The sequence below is a fragment of the Flavobacterium beibuense F44-8 genome (assembly GCF_000769915.1).
Taxonomy (GTDB): domain Bacteria; phylum Bacteroidota; class Bacteroidia; order Flavobacteriales; family Flavobacteriaceae; genus Flavobacterium; species Flavobacterium beibuense.
In genome coordinates, this window is the sequence record NZ_JRLV01000008.1 from 75,414 (window position 1) to 102,397 (window position 26,984).

Here is a 26,984-nt window from a genome sequence, read left to right on the forward strand (position 1 = left end):
CACACGCAAAAAACATGAGGAATTTTAGACACTTGTTGATGACCTTAACAATGTTGTTGCTGGGAGCAACATCATTTGCACAGGAAACAATTTTAGGTAAAGTTGTAGATGGACAGGACAACTTACCGTTAATGGCAGCTAATGTAGTGGTTAGAGGAACTGCAGACGGGACTACCACAAACGATGATGGTAGCTTTACACTTAAAACCAGTAAAACATCGGGAGATGTTATTATCTCTTTTATTGGTTATGAAACAAGGGTTATCCCTTTTACTATTACACCAGGACAAACATTTAATGTTGGTGAAATCAAATTAATGGTTGATGCCGAAGAGCTTGATGCAGTTGTAATTGTTGGATCTGGAGTTATTGATATGGAAGAAGACAGGAAAACACCTGTTGCCGTATCTAAAATCAGTTACAAGGAAATTCAGCAAAAATCTGGTAGCCAGGATTTTCCTGAGGTAATGAAAAATACACCTTCAGTTTATGTAGCCAGTCAGGCAGGTGGTTTTGGTGACTCTAAAGTATATGTTCGTGGTTTTGACCAAACCAATACGGCATTCCTTTTAAATGGTCAGCCAATCAACGGTATGGAAGACGGTAACATGTACTGGTCTAACTGGAGCGGTATGACAGATGTTGCAAGCTCTGTACAGGTGCAAAGAGGTTTAGGTTCATCTAAACTTGCTATCTCTTCTGTAGGGGGTACTGTAAACATTGTTACAAAAGCTACACAGCTTAGACAGGGTGGTTTTGCTCAGTCTACTGTAGGTAACAACAATTTTATGAAGAATACAGTATCATACAACACAGGTATGATGGAAAACGGATGGGGTTTTAGTGCATTACTTACTAAGTGGAGTGGTGACGGATACAACCGTGGTACTTATGGTGAAGGGCAAAATTACTTTGTATCTGTAGGTTACAAAGCTAACGACAGGCACCTTTTCAACTTCCTTATTTTTGGTGCACCGCAGCAACACGACCAAAACTTCACAAAATCGATTTCAAGTTACCTTACAAACGGTAGAAAATACAATAACAACTATGGTTACTACAATGGTGACTATATGACAGAAAGAAGAAATTACTACCACAAACCGGTAGCTAACTTTAACTGGGATTTCAATATTAACGATGCTATGCAGCTTTCTACAGTGCTTTATGCTTCATGGGGACGCGGTGGAGGAACCGGTAACTGGGGTAGCGGTAGAGTAAGAACTGCCGACGGTCATGTTGATTTTGATGCTATTTCAGAAAACAACTCGGCTCTTCCGGGAGCTATAGGTTCACTAAGCAATGGTGGTTATGCTATCCGTAACTCAGTTAACAACCATGCCTGGTATGGAGTGGTATCTAACTTTAACCACAAACTTACAGATGAGCTTAGCTACAACGCAGGTATCGACTTAAGAACATATAAAGGAGATCACTATAGAACCATAAACCATTTCTTAGGCCTTAACGGATGGGAAACTACTGATAACGCTCAGTATCCTGGAGGTTATATCGTAACAGATGCATTTAGCGCTAAACCTTGGAGCTCTTTATTTGATAATGCTGATGACAACCAGAAAGTAAACTACGACTATAGCGAGAGAATTAGCTACGGTGGGGTTTTTGGTCAGGTAGAATATGCTACTGATAACTTCTCTGCATATGTGCAGGGTGCGGTATCTAATCAGTCGCACATACGCTGGGACAGATTTGGTTATGTAGAGGCTGAAGAAGAATCGGCTAAAGTAAACAATACCGGATTTAACATTAAAGGTGGTGCTAGCTATGTTATAACACCTAACCATACAGTATTTGTTAATGCAGGTCATTATTCAAGACAACCATACCACGATAACATCTACCTAAACTTTGGTAACGATGTAAACCCGTTAACTAAAAATGAAAAAGTAACTGGTTTTGAAGCTGGTTACAGATTTAGAAGTGCTTATTTTGATGCTAACCTTAACCTTTACAGTACTCAATGGAAAGACCGTGTTACTACAACTTCAGACGGTGATGAGGCTACTGGTGACAGAGTATACTTTAACAATTCTGGTGTGGTACAGTTACACAAAGGTGTTGAGATTGATTTCATGGCACATCCGTTCACTTTCCTTGATGTAAGAGGTTTCGGTTCATTTGGTGACTGGACTTATGATGATAACATTTACCAAAGGACTTTTGACCAGGATCAAAATCTTACTGAAGAAGAGGTTATTGATGTTAAAGGTGGTAAAGTAGGTGGTGGAGCACAAACTACTTACGGTTTTGGTTTAGTATATAAAGCTACTCAAAGATTATCTGTAGATGTTGACTGGAGAAACTACGACAACCTTTACAGTACAGCTGTTGTTAAAGATAATATCGAACTTCCTTCATACGATGTTTTTGATGCAGGAGCTACTTATAAAATTAACTTTACAGAAACTTCATTATCATTCCGTTTAAACGTGAACAACCTATTCGGGGAAGTTTATATGTCTGAGATGACTTCAGCAAGAGCTGTTGAAGACGGAGACGAATCGTATAAAGGAATTAATACAAGTAACAATGTATTCTTTGGTAATGGTACTACCTGGAACTTTGCGATGAGATTTAATTTCTAATTTCTATATAAGCAGATTATTAATTTCAGAATAGTCCCCGATTGTATCGGGGATTATTTTTTTATAGTATCCAATCATAAAATTTCTATTTTTGTATAAGTAGAAAACAAAAACTAACTTTTATGTACGATTCCGTTTTAGGGTTACACTCTTACTGGGCCTATGCCACTTTAGGACTTCTTTTAATAGCCACTTTAAATGCTTTTGGAGGCTTGTCTTCAAAAAGGGTATTTACGCCAAAAGACAGGCAAATATCAATGATAGCACTTATTTTTTCTCATATCCAGCTTTTGCTGGGATTTGTGCTTTATTTTGTGTCTCCTTATTTTGAAACAGCTAAACAGGCCGGTATGGGAGCTGTAATGAAAGACAGTACTTTGAGATTATATCTTGTAGAGCACCCGCTTATTAATATAATTGCCATTGCACTTATTACAATAGGATGGTCTAAGCATAAAAAGACTGAAGACAACCAGGCTAAATTCAAAAAAATTGGTTACATGTATGCCATTGCTTTAGTGCTACTGTTAAGCAGGATACCGTGGAGCGCATGGTTTAATTAAAATATTTTGGGTCGCTTAGCGACCCTTTTTTATTTTATGGCATTTAATTTGTGAAAAAGGCTTAAATTTATGTCTATGAAAAAAGTACTGCCCTTCGCTTTTTTACTACTAGTGTTTTTTGTTTTGAGTAGCTTCTCTGCTCATACTGCTTTTGGCGGGCATACTTCAGCTTTTGTTATAAATCCGGTTAGTGATACAGTATCACAAAATTTTACGGTTTATAAAACCGATGTGATAGCTACCTATTATCATGATAAATTTAACGGTCGTAAAACCAGTAGTGGTGAACGCTTTGATAATACAAAATATACGGCTGCGCATAAAAGCCTGCCTTTTGGTACACAGGTAAGGGTTACTAACCTAACCAACGGTAAATATGTTGATGTAACCGTAAATGACAGGGGACCTTTTAGTAAAAAACTGGAAATAGATCTCACGAAAAAGGCATTTATGGAGATAACTGGCAATAAAAATTATGGTATTTTAAAAGTGAAAATTGAAATAATAGAATAATTACTAACCGGCTTTAGAGGCCGGTTTTTTATTGGATAAAATTATCTTAAAAAAAAATTAACACAAATTTAGTTCGTTTAGTTCGGTGATTGCCGAACTAAAATTTATATCTTTGCAAAAAAAATTCATTAACATGTCAAATTTGAGTAAGGATAGAGATGAATTGGTGGAGCTGTTTGGAATCCATTTCGAAACCAATTACAATTTACCGCCTTTAGCGGGAAGGATATTGGGTACACTTATAGTTGACAGTAAGCAGGGGGTAACTTTTGATACTCTTGTGGAAAAGCTTTCGGCAAGTAAAAGTTCAATTTCAACAAACCTCAATTTACTCTTAAAAATGGGAAAGATAGTTTACTATACCCTTTCCGGAGATCGTAAAAAGTATTTTCGCCCGGCCCCATTAAGCGAAAGGCTTGAGGGGTATGTAAAAATGGTAGGGCAGGAAAAGGTTTTGGTGGATAAGATGCTTAAGTACAGGGAGGCGACAGCCTCATGTCCCTTTGAACGTTTTGATTTGATGCATTTACAGGCATACAAGGAGCACGTTTTGGAGATAGAAAGCCTTTTTCAAAAAACAATACAACAGTTTAAGGAAATAGAGAAAAACAGATTAGATCAATTTAATTCAAGTGTTAGTAATGAGAAATAAATCATTTTTAGGTGCAATAGCCGCTATGCTAATGGTAACGGCATGTGGTAAAAAACAGGAACAGGCTCCGCAAATGGGACCTATGCCTTTCCCTGTTAAAACCGTAGCGAAGCAGGATGCAGTTATATATGAAGAATATACGGCAAACCTGGAAGGTCAGCAAAATGTAGAAATTAGGCCTAAAGTTTCCGGTTTTATCCAAAAAATATATGTGGATGAAGGGCAGGAGGTAAAAAAGGGGCAGTTGCTTTTCAGGCTGGAGACCCAAACCCTTAACGAAGATGCTGCTGCAGCAAAGGCCAGTGTAGATGCCGCTCAGGTTGAGGTAGACAGGCTTAAACCGCTTGTTGACCGTAAAATTATAAGTAATGTACAGCTGGAAACAGCAAAAGCACAATTGGCACAGGCTAAGGCTAGTTACAGTGCAATTGCAGCAAACATAGGTTATGCAACTATTACTTCTCCGGTAAACGGAGTTGTAGGCGGACTTCCGTATAAAGAAGGAAGCCTTGTAAGTTCTACTATGGAGATGCCGCTTACTACAGTATCTGATACTAAAGTAATGAGAGCTTACTTTACAATGAACGAAAAGCAAATGCTTGATTTTACAAGAATGTTTGAAGGTAAATCGCTTGCCGAAAAACTTAAAAACACCCCTGAAGTAAGTCTTGTACTTGTAGACGGTTCGGTTTATGAGGAAAAAGGACGACTTAAAACTGTAAACGGATTGGTAAACCCACAAACCGGTACAACAGAGTTTAGGGCAGAATTCCCTAATCCGCAAAGTATACTTAGAAGTGGTAGCAGTGGTGTTGTTCGCCTTCCAATAGAAAAGAAGGATGCTATCCTTGTGCCACAAAACGCAGTTATGGATATGCAGGGTAAAAAGATGATCTATGTTGTTAATAAAGATAACACAGTGAAATCTACTATTATAACAACAAGTACAACATCCGGTCTTGATTATATCGTTTCGGAAGGATTAAATGCCGGTGATGTTATTGTTACCGAGGGAGCTACCAAACTAAGGGATGGTCAGGAAATTGTTCCTCAGTCTGGCGAAAAACAGGCAGCTCCGGCAGCAGGCACAGAAGCCGCAGCCAAAAAATAAGTTCTGATACTCCGCAAAAAATAATAAATTATGCTAAAAACATTTATAGAAAGGCCGGTACTAAGTACCGTAATTTCGATATTGATAACCATTTTGGGTATACTGGGGCTTATGTCTTTACCGGTAGAGCAGTATCCTGAAATTGCCCCTCCAACCGTTCAGGTAACTGCTACCTACACCGGTGCAAATGCAGAAACGGTATTAAACAGTGTTATTGTACCACTGGAAGAAGAAATAAACGGTGTGGAGGGAATGACGTACATGACCTCTTCTGCCGCAAACGACGGTACAGGTAAAATAAGCGTTTTCTTTGAGCTGGGTACTAACCCTGATATTGCTGCTGTAAATGTACAAAACCGTGTGGCACGTGCTAACAGTAAACTGCCTCAGGCGGTACTGCAAACAGGGGTTACAACAGTAAAGAGTCAAACCAGTGCGCTTATGTTCCTTTCTCTGTATTCCACAAACAAGGAATATGATGGTACTTTTGTACAGAACTACGCAAAAATTAACCTTGTACCAAGTCTTCAAAGGGTAAAAGGGGTAGGTCAGGTAAACGTATTTGGAGCAAGAGATTACTCTATGCGTATATGGATTGACCCTGAAAAAATGGCGGCTTATGATCTTTCTCCCAAAGATATTCAGGCAGCACTTCAGGAACAGAATGTAGAGGCAGCACCGGGTAAATTTGGTGAAAATGCCGATGGAATTTATGAATATGTAATAAAATATAAAGGCCGACTTTCTACCACACAGGAATATGAGGATATTGTTGTTAAGGCAATAGGTAACGGAAACTTTTTAAGGCTTAAGGATGTTGCTACTGTTGAGCTTGGGGCATTTAACTACGGTTCTAAGAACTTTGGTATGGGTAATGAAGGTGTTGCTATTGGTATATTCCAGACATCAGGTTCAAATGCTAATGATATTATTGACGAGGTTAATACTATTCTTGAAGAAAGTAAGGCGAGCTTCCCTGAGGGTATCAAATATGTAATACCATACAACACTAAAACGTTCCTTGATGCATCTATTGACAAGGTAAGCCATACATTGGTTGAAGCATTTATACTGGTGTTTATTGTAGTATTTCTTTTCCTTCAGGATGCGAGGTCTACATTAATTCCTGCTATAGCGGTTCCGGTTGCTATTATCGGTACTTTCTTTTTCCTGCAGTTGTTTGGATTCTCTATAAATCTGCTAACACTGTTTGCATTAGTGCTGGCAATTGGTATTGTTGTGGATGACGCCATCGTAGTTGTAGAGGCGGTGCATGCCAAACTTGATGAAGGTGCCAAATCTGCAAAGGAGGCGACCCTTTCTGCCATGAGTGAAATATCAGGGGCTATCGTTTCCATTACCTTGGTAATGTCTGCAGTATTTATTCCTGTATCCTTCCTTAATGGTCCGTCTGGGGTTTTCTATAAGCAGTTTGCCATAACACTTGCCGTATCAATCTTAATTTCGGCAGTAAACGCATTAACATTAAGTCCTGCTCTTTGTGCACTTTTCCTTAAACCTCATGATGAGCATGAACACGGTAAAAAGAAAAATTTTAAAGACAGGTTCTTTATCGCTTTCAATGCCGGTTTTGACTCTATGAATAACAAGTACAGCAAATCACTTGGATTCCTTATAAAAAGAAAATGGGTTGGTGTAACAGGACTTCTTGTATTTACAGGTATAACCTATTTCCTTTTCTCAACTACCCCTACAGGATTTATTCCTAATGAGGATCGTGGTATAATCATGGCCGATATTACAATGCCTCCTGGAACAACGTTAGAGAAAACTCAAAAAGCAGTAGATCAGTTGGATTCAATATTGGTTTCTATGCCAATGGTAGAAGCCAGGATGAATATTGTTGGTTTCAGTTTACTTAACGGTATCAATGGTAGTTCTTATGCTTTCTCTGTAATCAAACTTAAGGACTGGAGTGAAAGAACAGAAGACAATCAGTCGGTAGATGCTATAGTAAAAGAATTGTTTGGGCGTACAGCCGGATTTAAAGATGCAAGAGCCTTATTCTTTACACCGCCAAGTGTACAGGGCTTTGGTACTGCCGATGGTTTTGAGTTCAAACTTCAGGATAAGGGTGATGACGACTGGACAACAGTAAGTAAAGTGGCTAATGAGTTCCTTGCAGAACTTTCAAAAAGACCGGAAGTACAGTATGCTATTACCAACTTCAACCCTGGTTTCCCTCAATATCAAATGGATATTAATGTGGAAAGGGCTAAAAATGCAGGGGTATCTGTTAGCGATATATTCAATACCATGCAGGGCTACTACGGAGGTCTTTATACAACAGACTTTAACCGATTTGGTAAACAGTTCCGTGTAATGATACAGGCTAAGCCGGATTCAAGAGCAGATGAAAAATCGATAAACAATGTTTATGTGCGTAATGCCTCCGGACAAATGGTTGCCATTAGTCAGTTTATAGATTTTAAAAAGATATATGGTCCTGAGGCAGTTGCCCGTTTCAATCTTTTAAAGGCGGTTAATGTAAACGGTAAGGCAAATCCTGGTTATAGTTCGGGTGATGCTATTAAGGCTATTCAGGAAGTAGCTGCACAGCACCTTCCTAAAACATATACCTATGAGTTCTCGGGTATGACCCGTGAAGAGATTCTTGCAGGTAATCAGCAAATGGGTGTATTCCTGTTAAGTTTAATATTTGTGTACTTCCTGTTAAGTGCGCAGTATGAAAGTTACATAGTGCCGTTGTCGGTTATCCTTTCATTACCTGTGGGTATTGCAGGGGCAATTGGGTTTGTGAAGCTGGCAGGAATGGAAAACAACATTTATTTCCAGGTAGCACTAATCATGCTTATAGGTCTCCTCGCCAAGAATGCTATCCTTATCGTTGAGTTTGCCATACAGAGGCGACGACACGGTATGAGCCTCGCTGAATCGGCCATTGAAGGTGCTAAGGCGCGTTTAAGACCAATCCTTATGACCTCGTTTGCCTTTATCTTAGGTTTATTACCACTGGCACTGGCAAATGGTGTAGGTGCTGTAGGTAACCGTTCCATTGGTATGGGGGCAGTAGGAGGTATGCTTGTAGGTACCGTATTCGGGGTATTTATCATTCCTGTATTGTTTGTAATATTCCAGGGATTACAGGAAAGGATTTCGGGAGGACCTGAGTTTGTTGAAACAGAAAATAATGAAGCATAAACTAAGTTTCAGATGAAGAAAAAAAGTTTTAAAATATACAGGGTAATTATTTTGGTTGGTGCCGGTTTGTTAATGCAGTCGTGCCTTGTAGCCAAAAAATACGAAAGGCCTGATGTAAAGGCAGAGAACCTGTACAGAACAGAAGTTATAGCTCAGGACAGCACTTCGCTGGGCGATGTGGCATGGGACAAGATTTTTACCGATCCTGTTTTACAGGGACACATCAAGAAAGGGCTTCAAAATAATTTTGATATGCTTGTTGCCATACAAAATGTAACAGCAGCAGAGGCCTATTTAAAACAGGCTAAAATGGGATATTTCCCTACACTTAGCGGTACGGCAAACCTAACGCACCAGGAACTTTCCAGAAACAGCCAGTTTGGTAGTTTCTTTAACGGAGCATTAGATCAGTACCAGTTAAGTGCCACACTATCGTGGGAGGCTGATGTTTGGGGCAAAATACGTAGTAACAAACGTGCTTATGGTGCGTCATACATGCAAACCATAGCGGCAAACCAGGCTGTAAAAACCAGAGTGATTACAGATATCGCTGCAACTTATTACCAGTTAGTTGGTCTTGATGCACAGTTAAAAGTAGCCGAAGAAACGCTTATAAACCGTAATGAGAGTGTAGAAGCAATTCTTGCACTTAAAGAAGCGGGTAGTGTTAATGAGGTTGCCGTACAGCAAACGGAGGCTCAAAAATATGCTACTGAGCTTATTATTGAAGACCTTAAAACTAATATTACTTTGGTTGAGAATACTATGAGTCTTCTTTTAGGAGAGGCACCTCACGAGATTGAAAGAAGTTCTTTTAATCCGGATGATCTTAATCCGGAAATTAAACTGGGATATTCTACTTCGTTGTTAAGTAACAGGCCTGATGTGGTTGCTGCCGAGTATAACCTTATCAATAAGTTTGAGCTTACTAATGTGGCAAGGGCTAATTTTTATCCGCAGTTTACTATAACTGCTACGGGTGGTTTACAAAGTTTAGAGGTTGATAAGTGGTTTAATGCAAACTCACTGTTTGCTAATATAGTAGGTGGTTTAACACAGCCTATTTTTAACCAGAGACAAATAAGAACCCAGCATGAGGTTGCCAAAGCAAACCAACAGCAGGCGTATATCCAGTTCCAGCAAGCTCTTGTTAATGCAGGGAAAGAGGTGTCTGATGCTCTTGCTCAGTATAACAATGAGACCAAAAAACTGGATATAAGATTAAAACAGGTTGAGTCATTAAGAAAAGCGTCTGACTATTCTGATGAGTTACTGGAGTACGGTCTTGTAAACTATTTGGAATCACTTACAGCTAAATACAGTGCGCTAAGTGCTGAGCTTGATCTGGTTAATAATAAATACCAGCAATACCTTGCTATAATTAACCTTTACAAAGCGTTAGGCGGAGGTTGGAAATAATATAATTTGGGGTAGTCCGGATTATTTGATTAATTGTTTGTTTTATGTAAAACCGTCTGATAAGGAATATTTTATCGGGCGGTTTTGTTTTTTTAATGATAAATGTGCAACAAAGTATAAAATTATGACATGCAAATTATAAGAATAGTAAAAGTGATAACCATCTCATTTTGTGATTGTTTTTAATATACATTTGTCTCGAATCACTAATAACTATGACTATGAATTTTATGCTGATGATAACAACTGCATTCATTATGGCTGCGTTGTTTTATGTGACAAATGTTTTTGAAGATTCAAATGTTTACTCCATGCGAAAAAAAGCCCTTAAGCTTTTCAGGAAAAACAGGGAAAACAGTTATAGGTTTTATATGACTCTTGAAAAGTATATAGCCCAAAACAATGTGTGGTCGTATAATGCTTTTGAAAATGACGATATCACATTTTCAGAGTTTCTGGAAGCATTTAAGGAGAAGCACCATATAGAATACTCCCATGAGGAGGAAATGAAGCTTACAGGGTCTAAATTAAGCCGCAAGCAGGTGGAAGACTTCCTGATAAAGCTGGATTATCAATATGAGTTTATAGCTGCGGTAGAATCATCAATACAGTTTGATGCTTATATGTTCAAAAAGCAGTTAACGGCTTAGAAGAGTCCAATAAGCAAAAATGTTGCTGCTAATAGTAGTATAATCGCTGCCGTTTGTGTAAGGAAACTTGCCTGCGCTCTTTTTTCTTCAAGTAATTTACCGTTTTTTCTAAACTGTACTTTGTTATCCCATCGACCGGCATAATCAAAGGCGGTTATTACTTCATAGTTGTCATTTTCAATGACAAACTCATGTCTTGTACCAAAAAGAGCACTTTTTTGAGAAACACTTTTTCCGTTATAGGTTATGGTTTCTTCCAGTCCGTTTTGATATACGGTTATTGCAGTATCGTTAAGGGTAAAGTCCGTAGTGGTCATATTTGTAAGTGTATATGGCAAATATAAATTATCTGTTTGTTTTTTTATAGGCTGCCTGTTGATAATATTTTCTTTTAATATATAAGAAAATAATCTTATAGTTTTTATCTTAGCTGAAAATAAGGAGGTAAAGATGAAAAAGGAGATAAAAGGACAGGGGGCTGTTGCCAATATTCATAACCATTTTGAGAAAAACAGGTATGAGAAGTCTATTTATGATGATGATTTTGAAGAGGCTGTTGCCAAAACCAAAATACAGAACATATACCCTAAAACCATTGTAAACAAAGTTAAAAATCCTGATTTACCCATGGCATACTCCATGAACCCCTATCAGGGTTGTGAGCATGGCTGTGCCTATTGCTATGCCCGTCCTACCCATGAGTACTGGGGGTATAGTGCCGGAGTGGATTTTGAACGGATGATATTGGCTAAAAGAAATGCTCCCGAACTCCTAGAGAAGTTTTTTAAGAAAAAGGGATACAGGGCAGAAACCATAATGCTATCGGGTAATACTGATTGTTATCAGCCCATTGAACGGAAACTTAAAATAACCAGAGGTTTGCTGGGAGTTTGTTTAGAGTACCGGCACCCGGTTAGTATACTTACAAAAAATGCGCTTGTAACCCGCGACCTTGATATACTTACCCAACTGGCAGAGAAAAATTTGGTAACTGTAGCGCTAAGTATCCCAACCATAAATGAGGATTTGAGGAGAAAAATGGAGCCACGAACTTCATCTGTGAATACCAAGTTACAGGCGCTCGAAACGATATCTAAAGCGGGTATACCAACGTTTGTAATGATAGCGCCTATAATTCCCGGATTAAACAGTATGGATATTTTACCCACGGCAGAGGCTGTTGCCGATAGGGGAGCTCATAGTTTTGGATATACCCTTGTTAGGCTTAATGATACGGTTGAACCTGTTTTTATTGACTGGCTTGATGAACACTATCCCGACAGAAAAGACAAAGTACTAAACCAAATAGCATCACTACACGGTGGTAAGCTTGGAGAAAAAAATGTTGCCAAACGAATGGCAGGTGAAGGGAATATTGCAGATGTGATACACAATACCTTTAAAATAGCCCGCCAAAAATACTTTAAGGATAAAAAGATGGAGCCGCTTGCCACACACCTGTTTGATGGTACTAAGGGCGAACAGCTCAGTCTTTTTTAGTTATTACCTGTAATGTTATTAATAATTATATCGGCGTGTACCCTGGAGTTTTCAATAAACCATTTGTGGGTTTCCATGCCGCCACAAACTACTCCGGCAAGATATAGCCCTGTTATATTCGTTTCCATGGTTTCAGGGTTATATTGAGGGGTTAGGTTACTGTCATCACTAATGTTTACCCCACATTGTTGTATAAATTCAAGATTTGGCCTATAACCGGTAAGAGCTAAAACAAAGTCGTTTTCAATGGTAATAGGTCCGTTAGGAGTGAGTATGTCTACTTCGGTTTCTTTTATTTCGGTAATGTTTGAGTTAAAGTAGGCCTTGATACTACCTTCGGCTATTCGGTTTTCAACATCGGGCTTAACCCAGTATTTTACCCTTGGATTAATTTCATCCTTTCGTATTACCATAGTAACATCGGCACCTTTTCGCCAACATTCCAGTGCCGCATCTACCGATGAGTTATTGGCGCCCACTATAAGTACTTTCCTAAAGGCATATTCATGAGCTTCCTTGTAATAATGGCTTACTTTAGCGAGATGTTCCCCTGGTACATCCATGTAAATAGGGATGTCATAAAATCCGGTAGCAATCACCACATTTTTAGCAGTATAGTTTGTCTTGTCTGTAACTATTGTGAATTCGCCGTTAGTTTTATTTATGGTTTCTACCTTTTCAAACAGTTTTATATTAAGGTCAAAGTAGCGCTGAATGTTGCGGTAGTACTCCAGTGCTTCCTGCCTGCCCGGTTTTGGAGCTATGCAGTTAAACGGAATATTGCCTATTTCCAGTTTTTCGGCTGTAGAGAAAAACGTCATGTACAACGGGTAGTTAAACAGGCTGTTAACCAAAGCACCTTTTTCCAGTATAATATAGTTAAGTCCTTTTTGATGTGCAGCTATGGCACAGGCCATGCCTATAGGGCCACCACCAACGATAACAAGGTCATAAGTGTTTACTTTTGCCATGAGGTATAGGGGTTTTGGCTAAGGTAAGAGTTGTAGTATCTGTTATCTCCTGTTACCTCTTCACCCAGCCATGCGGGTTTTAAAAAAGTTTCGTTCTCATCGTTAAGTTCTATCTCGGCAATAATAAGTCCGTTATTATCACCAAAAAACTCATCTACTTCAAAAACGTGGTCACCATAAGGAATCTCATATCTTATCTTATCAATACTGCCCAGTTCGCACAGCTGTAAAAGCTGTTCGGCATCATGTAGGGGAATTTCTTTTTCCCATTCCATACGTGTAGTGCCCAGTTCATTCCCTTTTCCTTTAACGGTAAGGTAGCCACAGTCACCTTTAATGCGTACTCTTACGGTTCTTTCAGGGTGAGAATTGAGATAGCCCTGAACTATCCTTTTATGGTTTGAAGCCTCATTTTTGAAGTCTAAGTTCAAAACAAGGAATTTTCGTTCAATTTCAATCATAATCAAATACTAAAAATATCTGCAAGGTAGTGAAAATATAAAGTCCTATTTGTATTTTTACGCAAGCATAGTAATACCTGCCTCTGCCCTATGAAGTTAAAAAAACCAAGACGTAAAGCTACCCTTAAAGAATTTTTCGAATTAAATTTTGAAGAAAATAACCTGTGGGAATATAAAGCGGATGAAGTTGATTTGCTGGCAGAACTGGTAGATATTATCCGTCCTAAAAAACTCAACAAGGTTTATTCGGTTGATATAAGTGAACTTATATTGTTGCTAAGGGACAACGAACACTATTGTGCCGGATTTTCCAAATACCTAAAAGGTATACTAAAGCAGAAAAAATTCAGTAAAATACTTACCGATGCAGGTATACTTACTGATGCCGACTTTTTCTATGAGGTTAAAAAAAGGCTTTTTGCCAAGTTTATCCCCGATCAGCCGAAAAAAGATACGCTCGAATATGTTTTAAATCAGGTGTTTTTTGTGAAAACCGATCCGTTATGGATCAGGAAAATACCCTACGAGCAAATTGAGGCAGTGTTTGATTTGGTTAAGTTTAGTTCTGTCTACACCTCGATAGTCAATAAGAGTCCGCTTGCCGAGTTGCTTTTTGCTATAGATGTTACCATACACCGAATTGCCGGGCGTGCACTGGAAAGTGATGTGATAAAAATGGTTCCCGAATACGAGAACATGGAAAGTCCTTTCCTTGAAATTCAAAAGGAATTTGCACTGCTTACCGAAAAGCTTATTCAGGACAAGAACAACTTTTTTGATCCTAAGGATTTAGGGTATAAGCAGCTTATGATACTGCATAAGCAGTGCATTGATTATGTACAGATTGCTTTTAAGAACAGTGAGAAATATGGTATATCGTTAAGGGTAAATCAAAGCCTGTTGCGTATAAGGCAGCAGCTTTTCAGGTTGCAAACGCTATTGCCTTTACTGGTATTGAATGATGCTGATGATGCCCGAAAAAACTCTATTAAACTGGCACTCGACCTTATTGAGTACAATTGTGATAAAACCAATGTAAGGAAACTGATTAGTGAAAGTACCCAGTTACTCTCTTATGAGGTTACCCAACATACTGCCATTACGGGCGAACACTATATTACAAAAGACCGTGCCGATTATTTCAGGATGTTCTGGACGGCAGCCGGTGGTGGTGTAATCGTAGCTATAGCCTGTATTTTAAAGGTTTTCCTTTCTAAAATGGATAACAGTGCTTTTGGACATGCCTTTTTTTACAGCCTAAACTATGCCCTTGCCTTTATAGGGATTTACCTTTGCGGGTTTACCCTTGCTACAAAACAGCCTGCCATGACGGCATCGGCATTAATACGCTCGCTGGAAATAGGACGTAAATCAACGGAAAATGAAGATGAGAAACACAAGGCCTTTGCCGAGTTTTTTGCCAGAGTATTCCGTTCCCAGTTTATAGCTTTTGTAGGGAATGTGCTTTTTGCCTTTCCTGTTGCTTTACTGGGTATATGGCTTATTGATATTGTTTTTGATTATAATTTGGCGTTAACCAAATGGTATAAACTAATTAACGATTTGAGTCCGGTGCACTCACTGGCTATATTCCATGCCGCTATTGCGGGGATATTCCTTTTCCTATCGGGTATTATTGCCGGTAGTGTTGCAAACAGGGACAAACACGAACAAATGTATTACCGTATTGAGGAACATCCGCTTTTAAAACTGAGTATAGGGCGTGTTAAGACCAAAAAATTATCAGAATGGTATGAAAGACGCTGGGCGGGTATTGTTTCCAATTTTTGGTTTGGTGTTTTTATGGGGAGTACAGCTTCCATAGGTATATTTCTTGGTCTTAATCTGGATATACGACACATTACCTTTGCCAGTGGTAACCTTGCACTGGGGCTTTATGGTGCTAACTATAACGTATCAGGCGGAATGCTGTTTTGGGGTATTTTCGGTATAGGGGTTATTGGGTTAATTAACTTCTTGGTAAGTTTTAGTCTTTCTATGGGACTGGCGTTCCGTTCCAGAAACATTCCTTTCTCTGAGGTCAGGCCTATAATAAGCTCTATCTGGGCGCATTTTAAGCGCAGACCCGCTACATTCTTCTTCCCTCGCATGAAAAGCCAGAATAAGGCTTAATTTTCGCTTTTATAAAGTAATTTTACCGTATGGAACTTCAGGAGTCTTTACGAAAGATAATCCATGTGGATATGGATGCGTTTTATGCCTCTGTGGAGCAAAGGGATAATCCTGAGCTTCGCGGAAAGCCTATTGCTGTAGGCGGAGGTTCCAGCAGGGGAGTGGTAGCAGCAGCCAGTTATGAGGCACGTAAGTTTGGAGTCCGCAGTGCCATGAGTGGCTATCTTGCCAAAAAGAAATGTCCGGAGCTTATATTTGTACGACCACGATTTGAACGTTACAGGGAAGTGTCCTATCAGATAAGGAAAATTTTTCTTGATTATACTGATTTAGTTGAACCGCTTTCGCTGGATGAGGCCTATCTGGATGTTACCATAAACAAAAAAGGAAACCCAAGTGCGACTATGATTGCCAAAGAGATAAGGCAGCGTATTTTTGAGACTACGGGGTTAACGGCTTCTGCCGGGATTTCTATCAATAAATTTATTGCTAAAGTAGCCAGTGACTACAATAAGCCTAACGGACAAAAAACGGTTAACCCAGATGAGGTGCTGGAGTTTTTGGAGAATCTGGCTATTGGTAAGTTTTATGGTGTAGGTAAGGTAACTCAGGAAAAAATGTATCAACTGGGCATTTTTACCGGAGCCGACTTAAAAGCCAAGAGTGTTGAATATCTTACGGAGCATTTTGGTAAATCAGGCGCTTATTACTACCATGTGGTAAGGGGTATACATAACAGTGCTGTTAAACCCGACAGGATTGTAAAATCAGTAGGGACAGAACATACTTTTTTTGAAAACCTCGTTTCGGAAGTATTTATGATTGAGAAGCTGGATGATATTTCTAAAGAACTCGATAAACGACTTAAAAAGAAAAAAATTGCCGGTAAAACGATAACCCTTAAAATAAAATACAGCGATTTTACCGTGCAAACCCGCAGCAAAACATTGCCCTACTATATATCAGACAGAGCACTTATAATGGAAACGGTTAAAGAGCTCCTGTATCAGAAAAAGATAAAAGATTCAGTCAGACTGCTTGGTATATCATTGGCAAACCTAAACAATGAGGAGAAAGAAGGAGAGAAGAAAAAAGAGGTTGCCGTACAGCTTAGGTTTGACTTTTAGGAAATAAAAAAGCCTGCTTGACGGCAGGCTTAGTTAAAATTTATTTGGGTAGAATAACTACTCTATTTCAGAAACCCTAAGCGTGTTAACCATACCTTTTTCTATAACAGGCATAGCAACAAGGTTAATAATCATATCGCCTTTCTCTACATATTTCATTTCGTGTGCAATTGCATTAACGTCTTCTACAGTTTCGTCAGTACTTGTTAGCTTATCGTAGTAAAAAGCATTAACCCCCCATAAAAGGTTCATTTGTGCAAGTATACGCTTGTTAGAAGTATATACAAGTATGTGTGCATTTGGTCTCCATGCAGAGATTTGGAATGCAGTATAACCACTGTTTGTTAGTGTTGAAATAGCTTTTGCTTTAATTACGTTTGCCATTTGTGCAGCGTGGTAACAAATAGATTTTGTTATAAAACGCTTGGTTCTAACCTGTGGTGTATTTTGAGGAACTGAGATTAGCGGAGAATCTTCTACAGATTCGATAATCTGAGTCATTTTCTCAATAACCTGTACCGGGTAGCTACCTACAGATGTTTCACCTGAAAGCATTACCGCATCGGCACCGTCCATAACCGAGTTTGCCACATCATTCACCTCTGCTCTTGTAGGAGTAAGGCTTGTAATCATGGTTTCCATCATTTGTGTAGCGATGATTACAGGGATACGGGCAGTTTTAGCGCGGTGAACCAGTTTTTTCTGGATAAGCGGTACTTCCTGTGCAGGAACTTCCACACCAAGGTCACCACGAGCCACCATAAGTGCATCACAAAAAGCAACAATCTTATCAATGTTCTCTACAGCCTCTGGCTTTTCGATTTTTGCAATGATTGGAATTTTATAAGCAGAATGCTCTGAGATAAGATCCTGAAGTTCTTCAAGGTCTTTTGGAGTTCTTACAAATGAAAGAGCAATCCAGTCTACTTCCTGCTTAATAGCGAAGATGGCATCTTTAACGTCTTTTTCGGTAAGAGCCGGTAAAGAAACTTTTGTATTAGGAAGGTTAACCCCTTTTTTAGACTTTAAAGGTCCGCCCTGTACAACAACGGCTTTAACCTCGTCTGTTTTATTGGTTTCAAGAACTTCAAAGATAAGTTTACCGTCATCCAGTAATATTCTTTCTCCCGGGTTTACATCGTTAGGAAATTCTTTGTAGTTCATGTATACTTTCTCGGCAGTACCAAGTATATCCTGTGCAGTTGTAAAAGTGATTATATCACCTTTGTCTACCACTACATCTTCTTTCATTACACCTACCCTTAGTTTTGGACCCTGAAGGTCGGCAAGTATAGCGGTATTATAACCAAACTCGTTGCTTAGGCCTCTGATTATGCTGATGCGTTCTTTTACATCCTCATAATCGGCATGTGAAAAGTTTATCCTGAAAACGTTTACGCCTGCATCAATCATGTCTTTAATTACCTCTCTTGTGCTGCAGGCAGGTCCCAGTGTAGCTACAATTTTAGTTTTTTTATTTGTTGGCATTCTTAAAAAATTAAATTGTTTTTCGATTTTAGTTTTTGGTGGTCAATTTTATAAGCGGTAGTAACCTGACGTATTTTGAGTAGCTTTTCAACAAGCTCCTCAATCGCAAAATTCCCACAAATGTTCTCTATTTTTATAATGTAATCCACTTTTTTGAATTCCGGTAAAAGGAAGACATTAGTGCTCACGTCAAACCCTGCGGCATCAAACAGCGAAATACTTTCCTGTTGTTTGCTCACTATGGTGTTTTTGTTTTCCAGAAGGTTCCAGGTTATCTCTTTATCCTCATCTTCATAAATGAACCTTGAAAAACAGCTTTCACCTTCTTTAACCTTGATCTCTATATCTTTTGGGCTTTTTTCAAGGAGAATTGACAGTTCACGATTAATGAAATATGCCAGCCTGTAGTCTTCCAGAGAAGAGTGTATGGCGATTAATTCATAATCGATTGTAACGAAGTCATCAATCAGCAGTTTGTGAATAGCCATTATTATTCTGAATAATAAGGCGTAAATATACTACTTATAACTTACAAAAAATAGTCTTAAAATTAAGTTAACGGTAAATTATCAACGAAAACGTTATAGTTTACTGTTAAATTCATTTATTTTTTGTTAATTTTTTCCTGAAATGCAAAATAGGCTCTTTGGGATGCTTTTTCTTCGGCTTTCTTTTTTGAAGTAGCTCTTGCTTTGGCTACAATTTTTCCGTCAATTTTTAAACGTACACCAAAATGCTTAACATCTTCATTACCGTTGTCTTCAAAAACATCGTAATGAAACTGTTTTTTTTCTTTTTGGCACCATTCAATAACAAGGCTTTTGTAGCTAATAACCTTACCCTCAAGTTTAGGGATGTCTACATAAGGTACAATTACCTTTTTGTTGATGAATTTTTCGCAGTAAGTAAAACCTCTGTCAAGGTAAATGGCTCCAACAAAGGCCTCAAAAAGGTTACCGTGTATGTTTTCGCCAAAATGTTGTGCAGATACTTTACTTTCAACCCATTTTATAAGGTTAAGATCGCGCCCCAGTTCGTTTAAGTGTTCACGGCTTACAATTTTAGAGCGCATTTTGGTAAGGTAGCCTTCATCTCCGGTAGGTACCTCTTTAAACAGGTGTGCTGCAATTACAGATCCCAGCATGGCATCTCCCAAAAACTCAAGACGTTCGTAATTTATAGGATTACCGTTTTCATCTGTTTTGTTTGAAGAGCGGTGTGTAAACCCTTTTCGGTAATGTGATAGTTCTACCGGGTTAAATCCCAGTATTTTTCTCATTTCTTCAAAAAAAATCCCGTCTTCAGGAGAGCGGGATTTGTTGAATATTTTCTTTATAATGCCCATTAAAGGATAATTATAATTCCAGTTTTTTAACCAATACGCACGCATTGTGACCGCCAAAACCAAACGTGTTACTCATAGCAACCTTTACGTCTCTTTTCTGAGCTTTGTTGAAAGTGAAGTTTAGTTTTGGATCGATGTTCTCGTCATCAGTAAAATGGTTGATGGTTGGAGGAACAATTCCGTGTTTTATTGAAAGTATTGAAGCGATTGCCTCTATAGCCCCGGCAGCACCAAGAAGGTGACCTGTCATGGACTTAGTTGAGTTAAGGTTAAGGTTGTATGCATGCTCGCCAAATACTTCAAGTATGGCTTTAGATTCGGCAATATCTCCAAGCGGAGTAGATGTACCGTGCATATTAACAGCATCAACATCTGATGGCTGTAAACCAGCATCCCTTAAACAGTTAAGCATGACATTTTTAGCACCAAGCCCTTCAGGGTGTGGAGCAGTAATGTGGTGAGCATCGGCACTCATACCGCCTCCGCCGATTTCGCAGTAAATAGTAGCGCCCCTTGCAATTGCATGCTCATACTCCTCAATAACAAGTGAACCTGCACCTTCACCAAGTACAAAACCGTCGCGGTCTTTGTCCATTGGTCTTGAAGCTGTTTGCGGATCGTCGTTTCTTGTAGAAAGCGCGTGCATAGCGTTAAAACCACCCATACCTGCAATGGTAACGGCAGCCTCACTACCTCCGGTAACCATAACATCTGCATGGCCTAAACGAATGTAGTTAAAAGCATCTATTAAAGCGTTTGTTGATGATGCACAGGCAGAAACCGTTGTGAAGTTAGGTCCTCTAAAGCCATATTTCATAGAAATGTGACCACCTGCAATATCAGCTATCATTTTAGGGATAAAGAAAGGGTTAAATTTTGGAGTACCGTTACCGGCAGCAAAGTTCATTACTTCTTCCTGGAAAGTCTCTAGACCTCCAATACCTGAACCCCAAATTACACCTACTCTGTCTTTATCCAGTGTATCAAAATCAAAATTGGCGTCTTTTACAGCCTCATCGCTAGAAACAATGGCGTACTGAGCGTAACGGTCCATTTTTCTTGCTTCTTTTCTGTCTATAAAATCTTCTACCTTGAAATTTTTTACTTCGCAGGCAAATTTTGTTTTGAAGTTAGTCGTATCAAAATATGTAATAGGGGCAGCACCGCTAACTCCGTTGATAAGGCTGTTCCAGTACTCCTCAACGTTGTTTCCTATAGGTGTAAGGGCGCCTAAGCCGGTTACTACAACTCTTCTTAATTTCATAAGTTAAATTTTATAGTTTCAATTTATAGAACAATACCCATGCGTCTCTATTGAAAATAATAAGAAAACATGGGCATCAGGATATATTATGAATGGATAAACCCGTTCATTTTATCAAAGCGTTTAACGCAAAAGTTGGTAAGACAATAAATAAGAACATCCATGCATCAGATACATGGATGTATATTATTTATTATTTTTTTGCTTCTTCTATGTAAGAAATAGCCTGACCAACAGTAGAGATGTTCTCAGCCTGATCGTCTGGAATCTGAATATCGAATTCTTTTTCAAACTCCATGATAAGCTCAACAGTGTCTAGTGAATCTGCTCCTAGATCATTTGTGAAGCTAGCCTCTGTTACAACCTCGTTTTCGTCAACACCTAATTTGTCTACGATAATCGCTTTTACTCTTGATGCAATGTCTGACATAATCTTTAATTTTAGAATTTAAATTGATGGCAAAAATAAAAAACTTTATTTTAAAACCATGTTTTACTAAAAAAATGTGACTACTAAAATAAAAAATTAATTTCAGAAATTTGCCAGAGAGCCTTTATTTTACAGTTTATTATTCTTTTTTTTGCACTTTGAAAAAAAATTAAAAAAGGTATGAAAAACATAGTACTTTTTGCTTCAGGAGGGGGGTCTAACGCCGAAAAAATCATGGAATATTTCGGTAAAAAAGACGAATTTAATGTTGTTGGACTGTTTACTAACAACCCAAATGCGGGTGCAATTAACAGGGCAAAAAGCTATAATGTGCCTGTTTTTGTGTTTAACAGAGAGGAGTTAAACGGTGATTTTGTGCTTAAAAATGTGCAAAATTTAAATCCGGATGTTATTGTTTTAGCCGGTTTTTTATGGAAATTCCCTTCTAATATAATAGCTCAATATCCTGATAGGGTAGTGAATATACACCCTGCACTGTTGCCAAAATATGGCGGAAAAGGTATGTATGGCATACATGTACATACAGCTGTTTTAGAAAATAAAGAGGAGGAGACAGGTATTACCATACACTATGTGAATGATAATTATGACGAAGGGAATATTATTTTTCAGGCTACGGTAAAAGTGTCTGATTGTACTTCTCCGCAGGAAGTAGCATCAAGGGTACTTGCTTTAGAGCATGAACATTTCCCTAGAGTTATAGAGGAGTTTTTGAGTAAGTAATTTAATTTTTCACCATTACGGGTGTTTAACAAGTCAATTTCACTATTGTAAAAATGAGTCACCAAATACATATATATACAGATGGCGCGGCTAAAGGGAATCCGGGCCCGGGCGGCTATGGTGTGGTTATGGAACAGGTGGGTACGGGCTATAAAAGGGAGTTTTATGAAGGTTTCAGGAAAACGACCAATAACCGTATGGAGCTGCTGGCTGTTATTGTAGGTTTAGAGAAACTTAAAAGCCCGGGTATGTCGGTACTTGTGGTGTCCGATTCCAAATATGTGATTGACTCCATTACTAAAGGTTGGGTATTTGGCTGGGAGAAAAAAGGGTATGCCGGTAAAAAAAATCCCGACCTGTGGAAACGCTTTCTTAAAATATACAGGCAACACAAAGTTGATTTCAAGTGGGTAAAAGGGCATAATAATCACCCTCAAAACGAACGTTGTGATCAGTTGGCCGTTATGGCCTCACAGCAGCCTGTTCTTAATGTTGATACTTATTATGAGGCTGATGGGGATAAGTTGTTATAGGTTTAACTCCAGCTCATATTTATAATGACGAGATTGTTTTTTATTTTTACTGTTCCGCCTATTGCTCCCTTTTCTCCGGAAATGATATAGGTTTTTGTGGTGTTTCTTTCACGGGGCTGAATTTTATTCAGTTTTTTATTTTTCTCAATCCAATTTTCAATTTCCTTGGTGCTTGCAGTAAATTCAAGAATATACTGTCTTGTAAACATACTTCCCTGTTTAGTGATGTTTATGTTTTTATTTTCAACGGGAAGTTCGGTAAGTCCACTCCATTCTATAGTAGTTTTTATGGCTTCATCCTTCTGCCAGGGGAAAACAATATTTGAGAAAATAAACAGATAAATTATCAGTACAGAGGTAATGAATAAAAGAGTAAGGACTTTAAAAGCTTTTTTCATAGGTGTGTTATTGTTGGGTTTAAAAATAAAAAATCCGCTACAGATTAATGTAGCAGATTAGAAATATTCCTGTAAAAAAACATTTAACTGTTAAAAGCCTCTTCCAGTTTTGCGATGTCCAGCTTTTTCATTTGCAGTAGCGCATTCATCACTTTGCCTGTTTTGGTCTTATCGGGGTCACTAAGTAATTTGTAGAGTATATTAGGAACTACCTGCCACGATACACCAAACTGATCTTTAAGCCAGCCACACTGTTGTGATTCAGGGTTTCCGCCTTCACGAAGTTTCTCCCAGTAGTAATCAACCTCTTCCTGGTCTTCACATTTAATAATAAAGGAAACCGATTCATTTAGCTGAAATAAAGGTCCGCCGTTAAGTCCAACGAATTTGGTGCCGTGAACAATAAAATCAACAGTCATTACTGCTCCCTCGGGCATGTTGTGTATTTCCTGTCCTTCTTTGCCGTAATGTGTGGTGCTTAATATTTTGCCGTCACTAAATACCGAGGTGTAAAATTTAGCGGCTTGTTCGGCATTTCTGTCAAACCATAAATTAATGGTAAGCGGTTCAAAGTTTTTAGAATTTTCCATAATATATTATTTAATTGATTTTAAGAATATTACAAAGTTATATGTAATGGTTTGAGGGTAAAGGGTGAATAACAGACAAAGCATGGTGTGTATCCCGACAAACTATAAAAAATAGCTGTTGCAGGCATAAATGAAATTTATGGACAAATTTGTTGTTATCCAACTTATGGAGTATCTTTGCAGCTTCATTTTTAAACTGTTTATGAATAAATTACTTATTGTAGGTTCAGTTGCTTTTGATGCTATCGAAACACCTTTCGGGAAAACCGATAAGATACTTGGCGGAGCAGGGACTTATATTGGCTTAGCGTCTTCTTTTTTTAAAGTGAAGTCGGCCATCGTTTCAGTAGTAGGAGAAGACTTTCCTCAAGAGCATATCGACTTATTTACAAACAGGGGAATTGACGTTTCGGCCATCGAGGTGGTAAAAGGCGGAAAAACCTTTTTCTGGAAAGGACGTTACCATAACGACCTTAACTCAAGGGATACCCTGGAAACGCAATTAAACGTACTTGGCGATTTTCAGCCTAAAGTTCCTCAAAACTTCAAAGATGCCGATGTGGTAATGCTGGGTAACCTGCACCCACTGGTGCAAATTAGTGTGCTTGATCAAATGGAAAAAGCGCCTAAACTTGTAGTGCTTGATACCATGAACTTTTGGATGGACTGTGCCCTGCCTGAACTTAAGGAAGTTATTAAGCGTGTAGATGTTATTACCGTTAATGACGAAGAGGCAAGACAGCTTACGGGAGAATATTCTCTTGTTAAGGCAGCTGCTAAGATCCATGAAATGGGTCCGGAATATGTAGTAATTAAAAAAGGAGAACACGGTGCATTGCTGTTTCATGATAAACAGGTGTTTTTTGCACCGGCACTTCCGCTTGAAGAGGTGTTTGATCCAACAGGGGCAGGAGATACTTTTGCAGGAGGATTTGCAGGTTATATAGCTCAAAGCGAAAACCTGTCGTTTAAGAACATGAAGAACGCCATAATTTATGGCTCGACCCTTGCTTCATTTTGTGTAGAGCAGTTTGGTACCCAACGAATGGAGGATGTTTCCAAAGAAGAGGTTATAGACCGCCTGCAGCAGTTTAAGGCATTAACCCAGTTTGATATATCGCTGGATTTAAAAAACGAAGAAGAGTAAAAAATACTAAGGCCTCATTGTGGGGCTTTTTTTAATAAACACGACAATAACACAACTATGAGCGACGCTTTAAAGCATGAATGTGGTATAGCACTTTTAAGATTACGTAAGCCTTTAGAGTATTATAAAGAGAAATACGGTACGGCCTTTTACGGAGTGCAAAAAATGTATTTGCTGATGGAAAAACAGCACAACCGCGGGCAGGATGGTGCCGGGTTTGCCAGTGTGAAAATGGATGTTAAGCCGGGTCAGCGCTACATAAGCAGGATACGTTCTAACAAACAACAACCTATACAGGATATATTTACCCAGATAAACGGAAGGATTAATGAGGAGATGATTGCACATCCTGAATATGCTAACGATGTGCAGCTTCAAAAAGAAAATGTACCTTATGTAGGTGAAGTATACTTAGGTCATGTGAGGTATGGTACGTTTGGTAAAAACAGTATAGAGAGTGTTCACCCTTTCCTTCGCCAAAACAGCTGGATGCACCGCAACCTTATCGTTGCTGGTAACTTTAACCTTACTAATGTTAAAGAGCTTTTTGATAGCCTTGTAGAATTAGGGCAGCACCCTAAAGAACTTGCCGATACGGTAACTGTAATGGAAAAAATAGGTCACTTTCTAGATGAAGAGGTGATTGATTTATATCAGGAATGTAAAAAAGAAGGTTTCAGTAAACAGGAAGCTTCAGCAGAAATTGCTAAGAGACTTGATATCGCAAACATACTTAAACGCGCGTCTAAAAAATGGGATGGCGGTTATGCTATGGCAGGTATGATGGGGCATGGTGATGCTTTTGTAATGAGAGACCCTGCAGGTATCCGTCCGGCATACTACTACCAGGATGATGAGATTGTGGTAGTGGCTTCAGAAAGACCGGTTATCCAAACCGTTTTCAATGTTCCGTTTGAAGCAGTTCAGGAGTTAGACCCTGGACATGCAGTAATCGTTAAGAAAGACGGTAGCATGAATATTGAGGAAATCAATCCGGCATTGCCTAAAAAAGCATGTTCGTTTGAAAGGATTTACTTCTCAAGAGGTAGTGATGCCGAGATATATGAAGAACGCAAGCAACTTGGTCGTTTGGTATTGCCACAGGTGCTTGAGGCAATTGAAAGCGATACAGATAACGCAGTATTCTCATATATTCCTAATACAGCAGAAACTTCTTTCTTTGGTATGGTTGAAGCGGCACAGGACTTCCTTAACAAAAGAAAGAATGATTATATACTTGATAACAAGGATACATTAACTGAAGATAGTCTTAGGGAATTACTTTCGGTTAAAATCCGTACAGAGAAAGTGGCTATTAAAGATGCTAAGCTGAGAACCTTTATTACTGAAGACAGTAGTAGGGACGACTTAGTGGCTCACGTTTATGATGTTACTTATGGTGTTATTAAACCGGAAGATAATCTGGTTATTATTGACGACAGTATTGTAAGGGGGACTACACTTAAAAAGAGCATCATTAAAATGATGGATAGGCTTAACCCTAAGCGTATTGTTGTAGTTTCTTCTGCTCCGCAAATAAGGTACCCTGACTGTTATGGTATCGATATGGCGAAACTTGAAGGTCTTATCGCCTTTAAGGCGGCTCATGAGCTTCTTATTGAAAGAGGTATGGAGCATATTGTTGAAGATGTTTACAAGAAATCGAAAGCGCAGGAAAACCTTCCTGATAACCAGGTGATAAACTATGTGAAAGAGTTTTACGCACCGTTTACAGATGAAGAGATTTCTAACAAAATAGCTGAGATGTTAAGTTCGGATGAGATTGCTGCTGAGGTTAAGATTATTTACCAAAGTGTAGAGAACCTTCACAAGGCATGTCCGAAGAATTTAGGTGACTGGTATTTTACAGGTGAATACCCTACCCCGGGAGGTAATCGTGTGGTTAACAGGGCCTTTATTAATTTTTACGAAGGAAACGACGCAAGAGCCTATTAATCAGGTTGCAAAGGGCTGTTAATCAGGGATAAAAGTTGCATTTCGTCGATTATTTGAACTTTTTACCTGATTTTTCGTCGAAAAACTTGCAAAATATCAATCGTAATCTTAGTTTTACAGCAAAATAGCATTAGTAAATTAATTTTTACGGTATTTTTGGGGGCAAAGAAGGGGAAACATCGTTTCCCCTTCTTATTTTA

Annotated in this window: 25 protein-coding genes; 15 read left to right on the forward strand and 10 right to left on the reverse strand. The window is 38.7% G+C overall.

Annotated elements, in window-relative coordinates; all coding sequences use genetic code 11:
- The first annotated feature begins 14 nt into the window (after nt 1-14).
- The 8 genes from Q763_RS08520 (at nt 15) to Q763_RS08555 (ending at nt 10,697) form a co-directional block, all read left to right on the forward strand.
- Nucleotides 15-2,606, forward strand: a complete 2,592-nt coding sequence (locus tag Q763_RS08520; protein ID WP_035133218.1) for a TonB-dependent receptor — start codon at nt 15-17, stop codon at nt 2,604-2,606.
- A 122-nt stretch (nt 2,607-2,728) separates the two neighbouring features.
- Nucleotides 2,729-3,169, forward strand: coding sequence for a hypothetical protein (locus Q763_RS08525; protein WP_035133220.1), 441 nt, complete (start codon nt 2,729-2,731; stop codon nt 3,167-3,169).
- A gap of 69 nt (nt 3,170-3,238) precedes the next feature.
- Entirely contained in the window at nt 3,239-3,682 is a 444-nt protein-coding gene (locus Q763_RS08530) for a septal ring lytic transglycosylase RlpA family protein (RefSeq protein WP_394331009.1), read from the forward strand.
- A gap of 133 nt (nt 3,683-3,815) precedes the next feature.
- Nucleotides 3,816-4,334: a GbsR/MarR family transcriptional regulator gene (locus Q763_RS08535; protein ID WP_035133223.1), complete on the forward strand. Its 519-nt coding sequence runs from the start codon at nt 3,816-3,818 to the stop codon at nt 4,332-4,334.
- On the forward strand, nt 4,324-5,445 hold the full coding sequence (locus Q763_RS08540; protein WP_052123329.1) for an efflux RND transporter periplasmic adaptor subunit: 1,122 nt from the start codon (nt 4,324-4,326) through the stop codon (nt 5,443-5,445). Before Q763_RS08535 ends, Q763_RS08540 begins: the two co-directional genes overlap by 11 nt.
- A 30-nt stretch (nt 5,446-5,475) precedes the next feature.
- On the forward strand, nt 5,476-8,628 hold the full coding sequence (locus tag Q763_RS08545; protein WP_035133225.1) for an efflux RND transporter permease subunit: 3,153 nt from the start codon (nt 5,476-5,478) through the stop codon (nt 8,626-8,628).
- Between the two features lie 12 nt (nt 8,629-8,640).
- On the forward strand, nt 8,641-10,047 hold the full coding sequence (locus tag Q763_RS08550; RefSeq protein WP_035133235.1) for an efflux transporter outer membrane subunit: 1,407 nt from the start codon (nt 8,641-8,643) through the stop codon (nt 10,045-10,047).
- Between the two features lie 221 nt (nt 10,048-10,268).
- Entirely contained in the window at nt 10,269-10,697 is a 429-nt protein-coding gene (locus Q763_RS08555; protein ID WP_035133237.1) for a hypothetical protein, read from the forward strand.
- Here Q763_RS08555 and Q763_RS08560 read toward each other — a convergent pair.
- A complete protein-coding gene (locus Q763_RS08560; protein ID WP_035133239.1) occupies nt 10,694-11,014 on the reverse strand; it encodes a hypothetical protein in 321 nt (106 codons plus the stop codon). The genes Q763_RS08555 and Q763_RS08560 overlap by 4 nt on opposite strands.
- Nucleotides 11,015-11,147: 133 nt before the next feature.
- Between Q763_RS08560 and Q763_RS08565 the strand changes: the two genes are divergently transcribed.
- Nucleotides 11,148-12,197: a PA0069 family radical SAM protein gene (locus tag Q763_RS08565; protein WP_035133241.1), complete on the forward strand. Its 1,050-nt coding sequence runs from the start codon at nt 11,148-11,150 to the stop codon at nt 12,195-12,197.
- On the opposite strand, the gene Q763_RS08570 is transcribed toward Q763_RS08565, so the two are convergent.
- Entirely contained in the window at nt 12,194-13,168 is a 975-nt protein-coding gene (locus tag Q763_RS08570) for a YpdA family putative bacillithiol disulfide reductase (RefSeq protein ID WP_035133244.1), read from the reverse strand. The two genes, Q763_RS08565 and Q763_RS08570, sit on opposite strands and share 4 nt — an antisense overlap.
- On the reverse strand, nt 13,156-13,629 hold the full coding sequence (locus tag Q763_RS08575; RefSeq protein WP_035133247.1) for a CYTH domain-containing protein: 474 nt from the start codon (nt 13,627-13,629) through the stop codon (nt 13,156-13,158). Before Q763_RS08575 ends, Q763_RS08570 begins: the two co-directional genes overlap by 13 nt.
- Nucleotides 13,630-13,719: 90 nt before the next feature.
- Here Q763_RS08575 and Q763_RS08580 point away from each other — a divergent pair, with 90 nt between their 5' ends.
- Nucleotides 13,720-15,762 (forward strand): recombinase, encoded by a 2,043-nt coding sequence (locus Q763_RS08580; RefSeq protein WP_035133249.1) that lies wholly within the window; start codon nt 13,720-13,722, stop codon nt 15,760-15,762.
- Nucleotides 15,763-15,791: 29 nt separating this feature from the next.
- Complete coding sequence (dinB, locus tag Q763_RS08585) at nt 15,792-16,889, forward strand: DNA polymerase IV (RefSeq protein ID WP_035133251.1); 1,098 nt, start codon at nt 15,792-15,794, stop codon at nt 16,887-16,889.
- Nucleotides 16,890-16,946: 57 nt separating this feature from the next.
- Here the strand turns inward: dinB and pyk are convergent, their stop codons facing one another.
- The 5 genes from pyk to Q763_RS08610 all read right to left on the reverse strand — a co-directional run bounded on the left by pyk (nt 16,947) and on the right by Q763_RS08610 (nt 21,416).
- Nucleotides 16,947-18,377, reverse strand: a complete 1,431-nt coding sequence (pyk, locus tag Q763_RS08590; protein ID WP_035133252.1) for a pyruvate kinase — start codon at nt 18,375-18,377, stop codon at nt 16,947-16,949.
- A 2-nt stretch (nt 18,378-18,379) separates the two neighbouring features.
- Nucleotides 18,380-18,865: an IPExxxVDY family protein gene (locus Q763_RS08595; protein ID WP_035133254.1), complete on the reverse strand. Its 486-nt coding sequence runs from the start codon at nt 18,863-18,865 to the stop codon at nt 18,380-18,382.
- 116 nt (nt 18,866-18,981) lie between these two features.
- The gene (gene rnc / locus Q763_RS08600) at nt 18,982-19,722 is read right to left on the reverse strand and encodes a ribonuclease III (RefSeq protein WP_035133434.1); all 741 of its coding nucleotides are present in this window, start codon (nt 19,720-19,722) and stop codon (nt 18,982-18,984) included.
- A gap of 10 nt (nt 19,723-19,732) precedes the next feature.
- The gene (gene fabF / locus Q763_RS08605) at nt 19,733-20,986 is read right to left on the reverse strand and encodes a beta-ketoacyl-ACP synthase II (protein WP_035133256.1); all 1,254 of its coding nucleotides are present in this window, start codon (nt 20,984-20,986) and stop codon (nt 19,733-19,735) included.
- Nucleotides 20,987-21,179: 193 nt separating this feature from the next.
- A complete protein-coding gene (locus tag Q763_RS08610; protein WP_019037482.1) occupies nt 21,180-21,416 on the reverse strand; it encodes an acyl carrier protein in 237 nt (78 codons plus the stop codon).
- Nucleotides 21,417-21,596: 180 nt separating this feature from the next.
- Here Q763_RS08610 and purN point away from each other — a divergent pair, with 180 nt between their 5' ends.
- Nucleotides 21,597-22,160, forward strand: coding sequence for a phosphoribosylglycinamide formyltransferase (gene purN / locus Q763_RS08615; RefSeq protein ID WP_035133260.1), 564 nt, complete (start codon nt 21,597-21,599; stop codon nt 22,158-22,160).
- Between the two features lie 53 nt (nt 22,161-22,213).
- Nucleotides 22,214-22,693 carry a ribonuclease HI gene (gene rnhA / locus Q763_RS08620; protein ID WP_035133262.1) on the forward strand — a complete coding sequence of 160 codons (480 nt, stop codon included), beginning with the start codon at nt 22,214-22,216 and terminating at the stop codon, nt 22,691-22,693.
- Between the two features lie 2 nt (nt 22,694-22,695).
- Here the strand turns inward: rnhA and Q763_RS08625 are convergent, their stop codons facing one another.
- Both Q763_RS08625 and Q763_RS08630 read right to left on the reverse strand, forming a co-directional pair.
- Nucleotides 22,696-23,091: a hypothetical protein gene (locus Q763_RS08625; RefSeq protein ID WP_035133268.1), complete on the reverse strand. Its 396-nt coding sequence runs from the start codon at nt 23,089-23,091 to the stop codon at nt 22,696-22,698.
- 83 nt (nt 23,092-23,174) lie between these two features.
- Entirely contained in the window at nt 23,175-23,681 is a 507-nt protein-coding gene (locus tag Q763_RS08630) for a VOC family protein (protein ID WP_035133270.1), read from the reverse strand.
- Between the two features lie 202 nt (nt 23,682-23,883).
- On the opposite strand from Q763_RS08630, the gene Q763_RS08635 reads away from it, so the two are divergent.
- Both Q763_RS08635 and Q763_RS08640 read left to right on the forward strand, forming a co-directional pair.
- The gene (locus Q763_RS08635; protein ID WP_035133435.1) at nt 23,884-24,828 is read left to right on the forward strand and encodes a PfkB family carbohydrate kinase; all 945 of its coding nucleotides are present in this window, start codon (nt 23,884-23,886) and stop codon (nt 24,826-24,828) included.
- Between the two features lie 57 nt (nt 24,829-24,885).
- A complete protein-coding gene (locus Q763_RS08640) occupies nt 24,886-26,784 on the forward strand; it encodes an amidophosphoribosyltransferase (protein WP_035133272.1) in 1,899 nt (632 codons plus the stop codon).
- The last annotated feature ends 200 nt before the right edge of the window (nt 26,785-26,984 follow it).